This window comes from Loigolactobacillus coryniformis subsp. coryniformis KCTC 3167 = DSM 20001, assembly GCF_002706425.1.
In the GTDB taxonomy this organism is placed as follows: Bacteria; Bacillota; Bacilli; order Lactobacillales; family Lactobacillaceae; genus Loigolactobacillus; species Loigolactobacillus coryniformis.
Genome location: NZ_CP017713.1, coordinates 295,924 through 309,576, shown reverse-complemented (window position 1 = coordinate 309,576; position 13,653 = coordinate 295,924). Strand labels below are relative to the sequence as shown.

Annotated in this window: 10 protein-coding genes; 4 read left to right on the top strand and 6 right to left on the bottom strand. The window is 40.6% G+C overall.

Annotation, left to right across the window (positions count from 1 at the left end; genetic code table 11):
- Window positions 1-13: 13 nt before the first annotated feature.
- Together LC20001_RS01490 and LC20001_RS01485 are read left to right on the top strand one after the other, a co-directional pair.
- The gene (locus LC20001_RS01490; protein WP_082602283.1) at window positions 14-2,344 is read left to right on the top strand and encodes a phosphoketolase family protein; all 2,331 of its coding nucleotides are present in this window, start codon (window positions 14-16) and stop codon (window positions 2,342-2,344) included.
- Between the two features lie 351 nt (window positions 2,345-2,695).
- The gene (locus LC20001_RS01485) at window positions 2,696-3,769 is read left to right on the top strand and encodes an IS30 family transposase (protein ID WP_003679977.1); all 1,074 of its coding nucleotides are present in this window, start codon (window positions 2,696-2,698) and stop codon (window positions 3,767-3,769) included.
- 58 nt (window positions 3,770-3,827) lie between these two features.
- On the opposite strand, the gene LC20001_RS01480 is transcribed toward LC20001_RS01485, so the two are convergent.
- The 3 genes from LC20001_RS01480 to garR are packed head-to-tail and all read right to left on the bottom strand — an operon-like array spanning window position 3,828 to window position 7,500.
- Window positions 3,828-5,156 (bottom strand): gluconate:H+ symporter, encoded by a 1,329-nt coding sequence (locus tag LC20001_RS01480; protein WP_010011396.1) that lies wholly within the window; start codon window positions 5,154-5,156, stop codon window positions 3,828-3,830.
- A gap of 27 nt (window positions 5,157-5,183) precedes the next feature.
- Complete coding sequence (locus LC20001_RS01475) at window positions 5,184-6,608, bottom strand: four-carbon acid sugar kinase family protein (protein ID WP_010011395.1); 1,425 nt, start codon at window positions 6,606-6,608, stop codon at window positions 5,184-5,186.
- Window positions 6,601-7,500: a 2-hydroxy-3-oxopropionate reductase gene (garR, locus tag LC20001_RS01470; RefSeq protein WP_056943344.1), complete on the bottom strand. Its 900-nt coding sequence runs from the start codon at window positions 7,498-7,500 to the stop codon at window positions 6,601-6,603. The genes LC20001_RS01475 and garR overlap by 8 nt, the downstream gene beginning before the upstream one ends.
- Window positions 7,501-7,662: 162 nt before the next feature.
- Here garR and LC20001_RS01465 point away from each other — a divergent pair, with 162 nt between their 5' ends.
- Together LC20001_RS01465 and LC20001_RS01460 are read left to right on the top strand one after the other, a co-directional pair.
- Window positions 7,663-8,283: a GntR family transcriptional regulator gene (locus tag LC20001_RS01465; protein ID WP_010011393.1), complete on the top strand. Its 621-nt coding sequence runs from the start codon at window positions 7,663-7,665 to the stop codon at window positions 8,281-8,283.
- Between the two features lie 241 nt (window positions 8,284-8,524).
- Complete coding sequence (locus LC20001_RS01460) at window positions 8,525-9,835, top strand: IS1380 family transposase (RefSeq protein WP_099267094.1); 1,311 nt, start codon at window positions 8,525-8,527, stop codon at window positions 9,833-9,835.
- 417 nt (window positions 9,836-10,252) lie between these two features.
- Here the strand turns inward: LC20001_RS01460 and LC20001_RS01455 are convergent, their stop codons facing one another.
- From LC20001_RS01455 to LC20001_RS01445, 3 genes are all read right to left on the bottom strand, one after another.
- Window positions 10,253-11,161 (bottom strand): IS3 family transposase, encoded by a 909-nt coding sequence (locus tag LC20001_RS01455; RefSeq protein ID WP_125552322.1) that lies wholly within the window; start codon window positions 11,159-11,161, stop codon window positions 10,253-10,255.
- Entirely contained in the window at window positions 11,098-11,697 is a 600-nt protein-coding gene (locus tag LC20001_RS01450; protein WP_010011392.1) for a helix-turn-helix domain-containing protein, read from the bottom strand. The genes LC20001_RS01455 and LC20001_RS01450 overlap by 64 nt, the downstream gene beginning before the upstream one ends.
- Before the next feature lie 230 nt (window positions 11,698-11,927).
- Window positions 11,928-13,631 (bottom strand): FAD-dependent oxidoreductase, encoded by a 1,704-nt coding sequence (locus LC20001_RS01445; protein ID WP_010011390.1) that lies wholly within the window; start codon window positions 13,629-13,631, stop codon window positions 11,928-11,930.
- Between the last annotated feature and the right edge of the window lie 22 nt (window positions 13,632-13,653).

Here is a 13,653-nt window from a genome sequence, read left to right as displayed (position 1 = left end):
AAATCCATAAAATATGAATATTAATGAAAATACTGATTTAATAGGATTTATCGTGTGGCTAATTTGTTCTTGCAATTTGGGATTAAGAAAAGAATTGACCGCAGCCGATTTAAAAGTCCATCCAATCGGTCACTGGGGTACTATTTCTGGGCAGAACTTTATTTACGCCCACTTAAACCGAGTTATTAATAAATACAACTTGAACATGTTCTACATTGAAGGTCCAGGTCATGGTGGCCAAGTCATGGTTTCTAATTCATATCTTGATGGTAGCTACACTGAAACTTACCCATCAATTACAGAAGATGAAGCTGGTATGAAGAAGTTGTTCAAACAGTTCTCGTTCCCAGGTGGTGTGGCATCTCATGCTGATCCTAAAACACCTGGTTCAATTCATGAAGGTGGCGAATTAGGTTATTCGATTCTTCATGGTGCCGGTGCTGTCTTGGACAATCCTGGTTTGATTGCCGCTACTGTTGTCGGTGATGGCGAATCTGAAACTGGCCCGTTGGCAACTTCTTGGCATGTTAACAAATTCTTGAACCCAGTAACTGATGGTACTGTTTTACCAATCTTGAACTTAAACGGTTTTAAGATTTCTAATCCAACTATTTTGTCTCGCCTTTCTAAAGAAGAGTTAACTAGCTATTTCAAGGGGCTTGGCTGGAAACCTTACTTCGTTGAAGGTACTGATCCTAAAATCATGCACCCTAAGATGGCAGAGACTTTGGATCAAGTTATTGAAGAGATCCATGCTATTCGGGAACACGCTAAAGAAGCTAATGATGAATCACGTCCTGTATGGCCAATGATTGTTTTCCGCGCTCCTAAAGGCTGGAAAGGTCCTAAAGGCCCAGCTAACGCACCGATCGAAGGCTCATTCCGTGCTCATCAGATTCCGATCGCAGTTGATCGTAACCATACTGAAGACATTGACGAATTAGTCACTTGGTTGAAATCATACCGTCCTGACGAATTATTTGATAAAAATGGCAAACTTAAAGCAGAAATTGCTGCTTTAACGCCTAAAGGTACTCACCGGATGGCTGCTAACCCAGTCACAAACGGTGGCCGCTTAACTAAGGACTTGATCTTACCTAACGTTGCTGACTATGCTTTGGATAATACCGAACGCGGTGCTAACGAAGCTTCAGATATGACCGTTTTAGGTAACTACATTCGTGACGTCTTCGTCTTAAACGACAAGAACAAAAATTTCCGTGGCTTCGGTCCAGATGAAACCTTGTCTAACCGTTTAGCACCAATTTTTGAAAAGACAAACCGTCAATGGATGGAACCTATCAAGGAAAATAATGATGCGCTTCTCGCTCCCGAAGGTCGCATGATCGACTCGATGTTATCTGAACATTTAGATGAAGGTATGTTGGAAACTTATAACTTAACTGGTCGCCATGGTTTCTTCTCCAGTTATGAATCATTCTTGCGTGTTGTCGATTCAATGTTGACTCAGCACTTCAAGTGGTTACGCAACTCACACGAAGAAACACCTTGGCGTGATGATGTGCCTTCACTAAACATCATTGCCACTTCAACTGCGTTCCAGCAAGATCATAATGGTTACTCACATCAAGATCCTGGTGTCATCACTCATTTGGCAGAGAAGAAAACCGAATATATTCGTGAATACTTACCTGCTGATGCTAACACCTTGGTTGCTGCTTTCGACAAGTCTTTGAAGACTAAACAAGTTATCAACTTAGTCGTTGCTAGTAAACAATCACGGCCACAATGGTTCCAAGCTGATGAAGCTAAGGAATTAGTCGATAATGGCTTAGGCATCATTGACTGGGCAAGTACTGATAATGGTGAAGAACCCGACGTTGTCTTTGCAGCCGCTGGATCTGAACCAACTTATGAAAGTTTAGCTGCCATTTCAATTCTGCACAAGAATGTGCCCGAATTGAAGATTCGCTTCGTTAACGTGGTTGACTTATTACGTCTGAAGAAAGATGACCCACGCGGTTTATCTGATCGTGAATTCGACACTTACTTCACCACTGACAAGCCAGTTATTTTCGCTTACCACGGCTATGATGACTTAGTTAAGACCCTCTTCTTTGATCGCCATAACCATAATGTTCATGTTCATGGTTATCGTGAAGAAGGCGACATTACGACCTCATTCGATATGCGTGTTCGTAACTGCCTCGATCGTTTCCACTTAACTAAGGCAGTAATGCAAGTTACCCCAGGCTACGAAAACAAAGGTGCTCATTTGATTCAAGAAATGGACAATATGTTAGCTAAGCATAATGCTTATATTCGTGCTGAAGGTCAAGATTTACCTGAAGTTGAAGATTGGAAATGGCAACCACTGAAATAATTAAAGTAGTTTCTGTTACATGATTCCTCCTTTAGAATTACAGCCGCAAAAAAGGCCTGAGAAAAATCTCAGACCTTTTTTGTTGCACTACATATGATTTAGACAGCGATTATAAAATACACTCTATATTTTTACGGCAACGTTTAATTAGATACCTTCATTGAGTGATATTTCTCCAACTTAGTTAGCGAGTTCGGCAATAACCACGCTTCAAGTATGATTTAATTTAAATAAAGAAGCTAAACAATAATATCGCGCGTTTTATAATTAAGTTAGCCACCCAGCCAAAATGGTAAAAAAAAGACACCAAGACGAAAAATTCAGGTATCATTGAAGTTCCTACAACAAACAATGAAAGAAGTTTTCGTCTTGATGCAAGAACAGTCTATCACACCACGCCCAAAAGGTCACCATTTATCGGAAATCGAACGCGGTCAAATCGCCGCTTGGCACATTGAAGGATGCTCAGCACGGCAAATAGCGATTCGATTAGGCGTCTGCCACCAGACCGTCAATAATGAGCTCAAGCGTGGTCGAGTCACGCAAGTTAAACGCGTTAATAATCAGAAACACTACTTTGAAATTTACAGCCCTGAAGCCGCTCAGAATCGCTATGAAATAAAGCGGCAAAACTGTGGACGTCCATTAAAACTTAGCCAAGTGACGGCCTTCTTAGCCTACTTTGATGATAAGTTCTGCCATGAGGGCTGGTCGCCGGACGCTGCTGTTGGTTATGCCCGTAAGCACCGGTTATTTAAGCCGGCCAAAATGGTCTGTACGAAGACTTTGTACAACTATATCGATGCGCAACTATTGGAGATCCGTAACCTTGATCTGCTGGAAAAAACAAAACGCCGGACGACCCAGCACCACTCGCACCAACATCAGCGCCTACTCGGTCGTAGTATTGAAGAACGGCCAAAGCGAGTAGAAACGCGCCACGAGTTTGGTCATTTTGAGATCGATACTGTCATTGGCAAACGTGCTGGTAGCGAGAGTGTCCTATTAACGTTTACCGAACGTAAAACGCGCTATGAGATTGTCCGCTTGATCGAGGGTAAAGACGCTGAATCTGTGGCTTATGCCATGCAAAATATTACGGCTGAATTCGGTGACGTTATGCGGACAGTTACGGCGGATAACGGAACAGAGTTCACCACGCTAACGGCTGCGCTTGAGGGTATTGCCGAGACTTATTATGCCCACCCTTATAGCTCGGCCGAACGCGCCACTAATGAGGTCCACAATCGTATACTCAGACGTTACTTTCCTAAGGGGCAATCACTCGATCTAGCTACACCCAGTCTGGTCCGTCAAGCTGAATCTCGGCTCAACCATCTCCCGCGCCGCTTACTTAAGTTCTGTACACCAGCTGAAGTATTTCGAAAGGAATTAGCACGTGCGCGTAAAGGCCGCGCCGCCTAATCCTGATCCACCTGGAACTCCCATGAGCCCTTTCGTCTGTGTGCTTTATCGGCACTGGCTAACTTACTATTGCAATTTGCGTAAACAATAATATCCCTAAAAGACCAATGATAGAAATAATCGAGGTTAATGCCGTCCAAGTTTTAAATGTCTTGATAAGCGACATATTAAAATATTCCTTGATGATCCAAAAACCGGCATCGTTGACATGTGAGAAACCAATACTGCCTGCACCAGCTGCCAACGTCATTAATTCAGGACTAACCCCTGTTGCTATAGCAACAGGGGCCACAATTCCTGCCGCAGTCATTCCAGCAACAGTAGCTGAGCCTAATGATACCCGCAATACGGCAGCAATCAGCCAAGTCAGAATTAATGGTGAAATAGCTGATCCCTCCATCAGATGTGCTATATATTGATCGATTTTACTATCGATCAACACCTGTTTAAATGCACCCCCACCCGCGATAATCAATAAAATCATGGCAATTCCAGAAACGGAGTTAGCAAAAGAATCCATTAACTCTTTAATTTTATGACCGCGGCTCAACCCTAATGTAAACAATGAAACGATAAAAGTGATCAATAGCGCAGTCCCTGCATTACCAATAAAATCGGTATAACTCCGCAAACTAGAATTAGGCCAAACTATCTCAACAATTGTTTTGATAAAAATAAATATAATAGGCAACGTTGCACTGAGAATACTTAAAAAGAAACTAGGCATTTCTGCTTCAGTAAACTTTTTCTCTGTATATAATCCCTTAGGAATTTCGACTTCTAAGAAACTTTTTTTAAATAACCTAGTATATAGTGGTCCAGCAATTATAATCGCCGGAATAGCAATTGGTAATCCTAACATTAAAGTTTTACCTACACTAGCATGAAGGATTCCGGCAACCGCTGTTGGTCCAGGATGAGGTGGCACAAAACCATGCATTGTAATTAATGCAGCAATTACAGGTAATCCTATATATAAAATTGGAACTTCTGCTACCATCGCAATTGAAAAGACTAATGGAATCAATACAACAACGCCAGTCTCAAAAAACATAGCAATACCAACGACAATTGCTGTGATCACAGCAGCGGCTTGAACATGTTTTTTACCAAACACATGCACCATAGTTAAAGCAATACGTTGCGCACCGCCTGTATCAGTTAATAACTTACCGACTGCTGCTCCAAAAATAATGACTAGCATCAGACTACCTGCCGATGATCCTAATCCATTTTGAATTGAGGTCATCACATCATTCGGCGACATTCCTTCAAGTAAACCGACCGCTAAAGACGACAGAACCAAGGCAATAAACGCATTCATCTTTAATACCATCATCAAAACTAACAGTAATAGTACCCCGAGGATAACTGAAATAAATGGCATAAATATACTCCTTTGCTAACCTTTTTATTAGTCTAACAAGGCGACTATCTCACGTAAGGTGTTCTTTTCGCCAACATTACCCGGAAATATAATATATGGTAACTGTGGGAATTTAGAATCATCACCGGTATACCAAACTGGAATACCAGGTTTAACTTGTCCGGCCACTAAAGCGTGATCTACAGCTAAGCCAACCGTCCCAATATCGCTTGAAGTAATACCGCCCTTAGCAATAATGAATTTAGGCCGTAATGGTAATTGTTTAACTAAGTTTGTCAATGCCTTAGAAACATTTACCGATAGTTTCAATGCAGCTTCCTTATCGTCACCTAGATCTAAGCGTTGGCGTGAAGTATAAACCGTCACCGTTCGACCTTGCTTCAAGGCTGCATTAACCGCCTTTGCCACGCGTTGTTCTTCCTGCACTAATGTACTCTCAGCCAAAACCGTTTTGACATCAAATTCAATAAATAAAACATTATTTAATTGTTGTAACGCTTTCAATTGATCCGTTGTTTTTTGAACATGAGAACCAATCACTACCAGACCGCCAGCAGTTGTCGTTGAATCGATCAGGTCTGCTTTTGTTAACAGTGGTTGATCGCTAACGCCGCCTAATACTTTAGTTAATGCTGCAGCACTACGAAACATAAATAATTTACCTTGACGAAGCGCCCGTATTAAAGCGATTACAAATACCTGTACATCAATATAATCAACGGCATTGACAATAACTTTATTGAAATCCGTAACTTGTATCAGTTGATCAGTGATCTTATCGAGATTTAAGTTGCGTAGATCAGTCAGTGAAATTGAAGTTACATTAGCTGCCCGATATTGTCCATCAGTTTTTTCCTCTATCCACTGTTTTAAGTTAGACGCATGGTAACCAAAGGTCTTGTCTTTAGCAAATTCGGTTTCCCCAGCTGGTACTAATTGATCATCTATCTGAACAAAATGAGTATCATCAATTGTAAAGCGGCCACCTTCCTTAAAAAAGGGTAAAATAACCTCACCATCAAAGATGCTACCTGTTTCGTCTGTTACCACTTTTCTTAGTATTTCGGTTTCCAACGGATAATGTCCCCGCAAAGTAGAATCACTTCGACTAATAAAAAGAAATTCTTGTTTAGTGGCTTGAGCAACTTCACTAACTCTTGTCGCGATTTCGCGATGAACTTGTTCGGTTTCCGCAGCTGTGAGACTACGCGAATTAGTTAGAATAAAAAACATTGAATTTTTTTCGGCAAATCCTTGCTCAATGCTAGATTTTTCCCAATTGGTATAGACAGAGATATCGTGCACTGTTTGAACACCTGTTGGATCATCATCGAGTACCACAATTTTTTTATTCAGCTGTTTCAATTCTGAGTTTAATAATTCGTTGACTTGTTGCTGGCTAGGTGCTGTAGGAATTTTCGTAAAAGCTTCTTGCACCGGAATATTACTCATTATCGTCACCTCTGTTCACTTCAACATTGGCTATTTTTTCATAATATTGAACAATACCACCATGATCGTTCATTACCTTACCGTCAGCCTTCAAAGCGTGAAAAATCTCTAATAGCTGACTAGATAATGGTAACGGAACATCCAAATCATGTGCAGTTTGCATCACATTAGTTAGATCTTTCATGTTAATGGCAATTGTCCCGCCAGGTTTAAAGTTACGATCTAAAATCAGTGGAACTTTAGCATCTAGTACAGAGCTACCTGCTAAACCACCGCGAATAGCATGATACATTTTTTCAATATCAATTCCTGCCTTGGCCGCCAACACCAAAGCCTCAGACATTGCCGCAATATTTAAATTGACAATAACTTGATTAGCCAATTTAGCAGTAACCCCGCTACCATGTCCACCAACGAGTACGACATCTTTACCAACACCCTGGAATACTGGCAAACTTTGCTTAAAAGTCTCTTGTTCACCACCAACCATAATTGATAGTGTCCCCGCAATAGCCCCCGGTTCACCACCGCTGACTGGAGCATCTAAAGTTGCGATTTGATATTTTTTAGCTTCTTCAGCGAAGGCTTGGGCATCTGTTGGACCTATTGAGCTCATATCAATAACGACTAATCCAGAATGAGCATTGGCAAAAACACCATCAGTACCTTCAAGTACAGATCGGACATGCTTAGCGGCAGGTAACATAGTGATAATAAAGTCAACTGATTTTGCCATTTCTGCAGCCGTACTGGCTGTTGCCCCATCTGCAACCAAGCTATCGACTGCAGTAGTATTGATATCAAATACAGAAACAGAGAAACCAGCTTCAATTAAATTTCTCGCCATTGGTCTACCCATAATACCTAAACCAATAAAACCAATTTTTTGCATCTAAATCACTCCTTTTAGATTATATATAAAGCGCTTTCTTATTAACAGGCTCAGTATAACCCACCTTTTTTAAAATGTATACATTTTTTTATTTTTTGTATACTATGTTAAAATGTGAGCTTTACGCGTATAATGTAAAAAACTAGCAAAAGGAGCAGCCTTATGAAAAAAAAAGAAACCCATATTTACATTCACGCCTACGAACTTTTACGCGATCAAATATTATCTGGGAAAATAGACGCTAGTGTTAAATTAACTGAAACCAAGCTAGCTGACGATCTAAAAATTAGTCGTACTCCCGTTAGATCAGCAATTGCAAAATTAGAAGACGAGGGACTCATTAAAAATAAACATATCTATGTACCAACCGAAACGGATATCCGACATATTTTTCAAGTTCGGTCTATTTTAGAAGGTTACGCGGCCAGATATTGTTCTGAGTTCATTTCTGACGATACTTTGCAGAAACTTTCTAAATGTGTTGATACTGGTTTCCATGGTAATAATGAGGAAAAATTGCAAGCAAATTATTTATTTCACCAATTAATTGTTGAAGAGACTCATAATCCCGAAATCGTTAAAATTATCAATCGAATGCAATCAATCATTCACCTATTACGTACTACAGTAACTTTGCACAAACGGCCTCAATTAGTTGAAGAACATCAAGAAATTTTATTAGCGATCCAATCAAATGATGGTTGCTTAGCTGAAAAATTAATCCACAAGCACTTAGAAAAAGATTTGGAATTTAGCGTTAATCGCTTGCCTAGATTAGAATAAATCTTGTGTCCTTAATTGATGTAACGTCTCTTGACGATTGGATCAATCTAAATAACCAGAGCTTTATTATATTCTACCTGAATTATTCACCATAAGTTCTCCAAGCACAGTGTCACCCCGGTATCATGGGCGGTACTGTGTTTTTTATTTTTCACCTTTTTAGTGCAGAAAAAGAACCTCCGATTTGGTATAGTTGATTCACCACAAGTCAGCTATCCACCAAAAGAAAGAGGTCCTTTTCATGGCAACTTTACCGGAAAAACGAGTTAATTTCAATCCTAAATTACATATTTCGCACACTGGTGGTGAACTTTCCACTGATGCTGGGCTAGTGTTGGTCAAAGAATTAATGGCGCAACTCAATTTCACGACCTTAGCGTATCAATTAGTCCATTTTGATGACCAGCGCCATTACGCTCGTTACAGCAACGTTAGTCTACTAGAGCAGGTCGTGCTGCAGTTGATCGCCGGCTACCCGGCCGATCTAGCTGCCACTAGTTTGCGCGATGACCCCACATTTAAATTACTATTGGCACAACCGCAATTGGCCTCACAACCGTCGTTATCCCGTTTTTGGCAACGCTGTGACGAGCAGACCATCATCTCATTACAAACGTTGAATCAAGCATTGCTTGACCAAGCGTGGACTGGCGCCAAGCAACAACAGCTAATTCTCGATATTGACTCGACCCATGCCGATACTCATGGTCATCAGGAAAAAGCCGCCTTTAACGCGCATTACGGTACCACGGGTTACCATCCGCTGGTCGCTTTTGACGGACAAACGGGCCACTGTTTAAAGGCTCGATTGCGCCCAGGTAATGTTTATACCAGTACGGATATTGCCCCCTTTATCACACCACTACTACAGCACTATCATCAAGTCAAACCGAACGCTGATATCTTGGTCCGCGGGGATAGTGGCTTTGCGACTCCAGAATTATACGAAACTTGTGAAGCCAACGACACTTTTTACTTGATCCGCCTGAAAGCCAATCGGCGGCTGAACCAACTGGCTGAACGTTTTGTTCAGATCAGTGATGAGCAGAATTGGACTGAGACCGAGGTCCATTATTATCGCGCGTCTTATCAAGCCCAATCATGGCCTAAGCCGCGCCAGATCTATATTAAATCAACTCGACCAGCTGGTGAATTGTTATTTCAACATGAATACCTTGTGTCCAATTTAACGAGTTTTGTCGCCGAAGATGCGTTTCACGCCTATCATCAACGGGGCCAAATGGAAAATTATATCAAGGAAGCCAAGGCTGGCTTTTACCTGGATAAAATGACTAGCTCGCAATTTATACCAAATTATGCCCGCATGATGCTCAGTGTCCTCGCTTATAATTTAGTCAGCTTGATGCGCCAATTGTTGCCTGTACAACATCAGCGATTACAGGTTACCACCTTGCGCTTATGGCTGTTTAAAGTAGCGGGTAAGCTGGTGACCAGCGGCCGGCAACTTTATCTAAAATTAAGCCGCCACCACGTCTATCAGGATTTGTTTTATCAACTGTTAGCTCGAATCCAAGCGCTACAGTGGGGCTAAACTGGTGCAATAAATCAAAAAAAGTCGGTTCGGCCAAGGGGCAAGTATGCTCAAAATTGAGGATCAAAAATTTATCCAGCCCCATAATTTGGTAGCCTTTAGCAAAAACAGTACATCTTGGTTTGACTACACCATAGCAGCACGAGAATTGGTCCAAAATTGTGCGGTATGCCGATATTAAACCTCGTATGAATAATTCGGGTTCTAAGCGACACCTTTTATTACAAAAATGGCCTACCTTAAAACATGAATGTTTTAAGGTAGGCCATTTACTTTTGAGAATTTATGCCATATATTTTTTTGCTATTTTGAAGACGATGCCAAGCCTACACAACTATTCTAAGATTTCAAATCATAATTGCTTTGGATTGGATAGGGTACTGTGCCCTGTCAAGTTTACACATTAAATAATAAAAATTAGTTGGCTTTGCCAAAACGGTATTCCGCTGCGGTAAGGTCATTTCTCTTCGCTGAGATAAATTTTTCAGTGAAATAGGTAATTCCTTCTCTAACTTGTCCTTCTAGTTCTAATAATGTTTGTGCTTTAGGCAGGTGTGCGATCCAAATAGCCTTAAAATCTGCCCACCAATGTTCTATTACGGCATTGTCAGCCGGTGTCCCTGGTGCTGAATAACTGTGTTGGGCATCATTAACTACTAAATACTGATTAAATGCTTTGGAAGTATACGCCGCACCACGATCAGTATGAATTAACGGAGCTAGTGCTCCTTCCTTCATCCGTGCTTGCTCGAACACTTGAACTACTCCTTCAGCGGTTTCTGTAGGTGTAATTAACCAGCTTACTGGATATTGACCATATAAATCTAATACTACATGTAGACGAACTTTATTAAGCCGGATTCCGTAATTTAGTTCCGTCGTATCCGTAACCCAAACTTGGTTAGCTGCGGTTTGGTCAAATTGTCGGTTAAGAATATTTTCAGCTTCATAAGTTTGCTGGGCTTGAATACGTTTATGGGTTGGCTGACGATAGTCAGCTTTGATACTATGGTCTTTCATAATGCGAATGACTCGTTTCTTATTGACGGTATAAGGAATCTGATGACTTAACTTGATTAACCTAGTCATTTTGTCATAGCCAACGCTTTGCTTGTGTTCATTTTCTAACTGTTTAATCAATTGGAGAATCTCCGATTCTTCAATCTCATATTTAGTCGGTTCATGTTTCAGCCATTTGTAGTAAGCTTGTCTAGTAATTCCAGCGACCTTGGTCAATTCACTAATAGAATAACCTTCATTGTTCATTTCTTGAATCGCTTGATATCGTCCGGTCGTTTCACCTCCCGATTGCGTATTTCGACTAATTTTTTTGCAAAAGCGATTTGCAGCTCCCGTTCACGGTCACGAGCTTCTAGCTCACGAACTCGTTTCCTTAGTCTTTCTAGTTCATTAGTGGGCTCTTTTCCTTTATTACGCCCACGGTTATCTTTTAGTACTTCCCAGTCGCTATTTACTCGGTACTTCCGTACCCAAGAATAAACTCGTTGGTAACTAATATCATACTTCTCTGCAGCCGCTTTATAGTTATTGTTATGTTCAATTGTCCATCGGACAATCTGCCTCTTTTCATCAAAGGTTACTTTTCGTCCCATTTTTCTGACTCGCTTTCTCGTTGTCTGATTAACTCGGAGTTTGTCATTATTGTAACTGATAACCCATTGATGTAGTTGAGAAATATTTCTAATTTGATACTGCTGGAGAATTGCTTGATTAGTATACTTGCCAGAAAGATAAGCTTTTACAGCAGTTAACTTAGTCTCTAATGAGTACTTCTGATTATGCTTAGGTCTAATTAATCCCGCCAATCCAGCGAGTAGGAATTGCTTAATCCACTTACTCATGTTTGCTGGTCGGACACCATGGTAATCGGAGTACACCGTTAAACCATAATCCGATTTCTGATAATCATGAAGTAATTTAAGCTTTTCAATAGTTGAATAACTTACAATGCAAAACACCCCCTAGGATTCACACTTTTATTATTTAAAGTGTCAACCCTAAGGGGTATTGTACGTAGAGAATAACACATCCCTTAATGATATTTTACGGCTACTATAAATTCGATTCAGCCTTATTCTAAATCGAATTTATAATGATCCACGATCGGTTCACGATCATCAACTAAATCGTGGTAATAATTATACTCTGATATACCAAGGAAGGATCCAACAATATTGTGTACATTTGTGTAACCTAAATTAACCAATGCTCTAACCATATTGTAACTACGAAGACTAGTTAGATAGTGTACATAAACTGGCTGGTCATTAGGGATTTCACTCAAGCGATCTCTGAATTCGCTAAGTGGAATATTAACGGCCACTTCAACGTGACCTTGCGTATATTCGTCCCGTTCACGAGCATCAATAATAAACGCCTTATCCTTAACTAACTGTCTCACAGCGCTCACTGGCACCTGCTTGTATTCATCATTCAAAATATTAGTGGCTACTAAACCAGCAAAATTCACCGCATTTTTGGTTGTACTAAAAAGCGGTTGATAACAAAGCTCTAAATCTTGTAGATCTTCAACATGGGCATGTAACGTTATTGCAGTTGCAATAACGTTAATTTGCTTATCAACTTCACTCATTCCAATTGCTTGCGCACCGAGAATTTCTCCTGTTGGGCACCCAAAAATCAATTTTAAGAATAATGAATGTGCATTGGGCATTAAGCCAACTTTATCTTTGGGAATAACCGTAACCGCACTATAGTTAATACCTTGCTCATCACACTGTTTTTCAGTTAGGCCAGTTGAAGCAGCATTCAAATGGAATAGTCGGATCACTTGTGACCCCAAAACGCCTCGCTGTTGGGTTGTCCGACCATAAATATGATCAGCTGCATGCCGCGCTTCCATTTGCGCAGGAAAAGCTAGATCTAGTCGTTGCTTTTTCCGAGTTATCATATTAGTGACTTCAATTGCATCACCAACAGCGTAGATATGTGGCAAATTAGTTTGGTAATGATGATTAACTGCAATCGCACCAGTTTCACCTAAACGAACCCCTATTTTTTGGGCCAAGGTAACTTCTGGTTGTACACCAATAGCAGCAATAACGGCTTCAGTTGCAATCTTTTTACCTGATTTTAAAGTAACTTCATCCTTGCTGATTTCAGCAACAGCATCAGATACAATTAAATTAACACCATTATCGATCAATTCTTTGTGCAGGATCTGTGCCATGTCTTCATCTAGTGGTTGCATAACATGCGATGTGGCTTCGATCAAAGCCACTTTGCGACCAGCCTTAATTAAATTTTCTGCAATTTCTAAGCCAATAAAGCCGCCACCGATCACTGTCACTTTTTGGATATCATTACTGATCAAATAATTCTGTAGTTTTTCAATATCAGGAACATTACGGACAGTAAAGACATTTGGACTTGTAATTCCTTTAATTGCTTTTGGCAATATTGGCGTCGCACCTGGAGCAAGAAAAAGTTCGTCATAACTTTGTTGTGCTTGCTCACCTGTACGTTGATCAATGTACGTAACCATTTGTCGTTCTGCATCCACATCGGTAACTTCAGTTTCTGTTCGTGCATTAATATTGTACCGTTGTTTAAATTTTTCTGGTGTCATTAATACGATATCATCGGCATTTTCAACAGTTCCGCTAAGATAATACGGTAACGCACAATTTGAGAATGAGACATTGGGTCCTTTTTCAAACATTGTGATTTCTGCCGCTCCATCTAAGCGACGTACTCGTGCTGCTACTGAGGCACCCCCAGCTACACCGCCAACGATAACTATTTTCTTTCCCACGTTAACCCTCCTAAAATAAGAC

Excerpts from the sequence above, each read along its gene's own strand:
- LC20001_RS01480 (WP_010011396.1), bottom strand. The coding sequence starts at position 5,156 with ATGCCATTTATTTCAGTTATCCTCGGGGTACTATTACTGTTAGTTTTG.
- LC20001_RS01465 (WP_010011393.1), top strand. The coding sequence starts at position 7,663 with ATGAAAAAAAAAGAAACCCATATTTACATTCACGCCTACGAACTTTTA.
- LC20001_RS01475 (WP_010011395.1), bottom strand. The coding sequence starts at position 6,608 with ATGAGTAATATTCCGGTGCAAGAAGCTTTTACGAAAATTCCTACAGCA.
- LC20001_RS01490 (WP_082602283.1), top strand. The coding sequence starts at position 14 with ATGAATATTAATGAAAATACTGATTTAATAGGATTTATCGTGTGGCTA.
- LC20001_RS01450 (WP_010011392.1), bottom strand. The coding sequence starts at position 11,697 with ATGAGTAAGTGGATTAAGCAATTCCTACTCGCTGGATTGGCGGGATTA.
- LC20001_RS01485 (WP_003679977.1), top strand. The coding sequence starts at position 2,696 with ATGAAAGAAGTTTTCGTCTTGATGCAAGAACAGTCTATCACACCACGC.
- LC20001_RS01460 (WP_099267094.1), top strand. The coding sequence starts at position 8,525 with ATGGCAACTTTACCGGAAAAACGAGTTAATTTCAATCCTAAATTACAT.
- garR (WP_056943344.1), bottom strand. The coding sequence starts at position 7,500 with ATGCAAAAAATTGGTTTTATTGGTTTAGGTATTATGGGTAGACCAATG.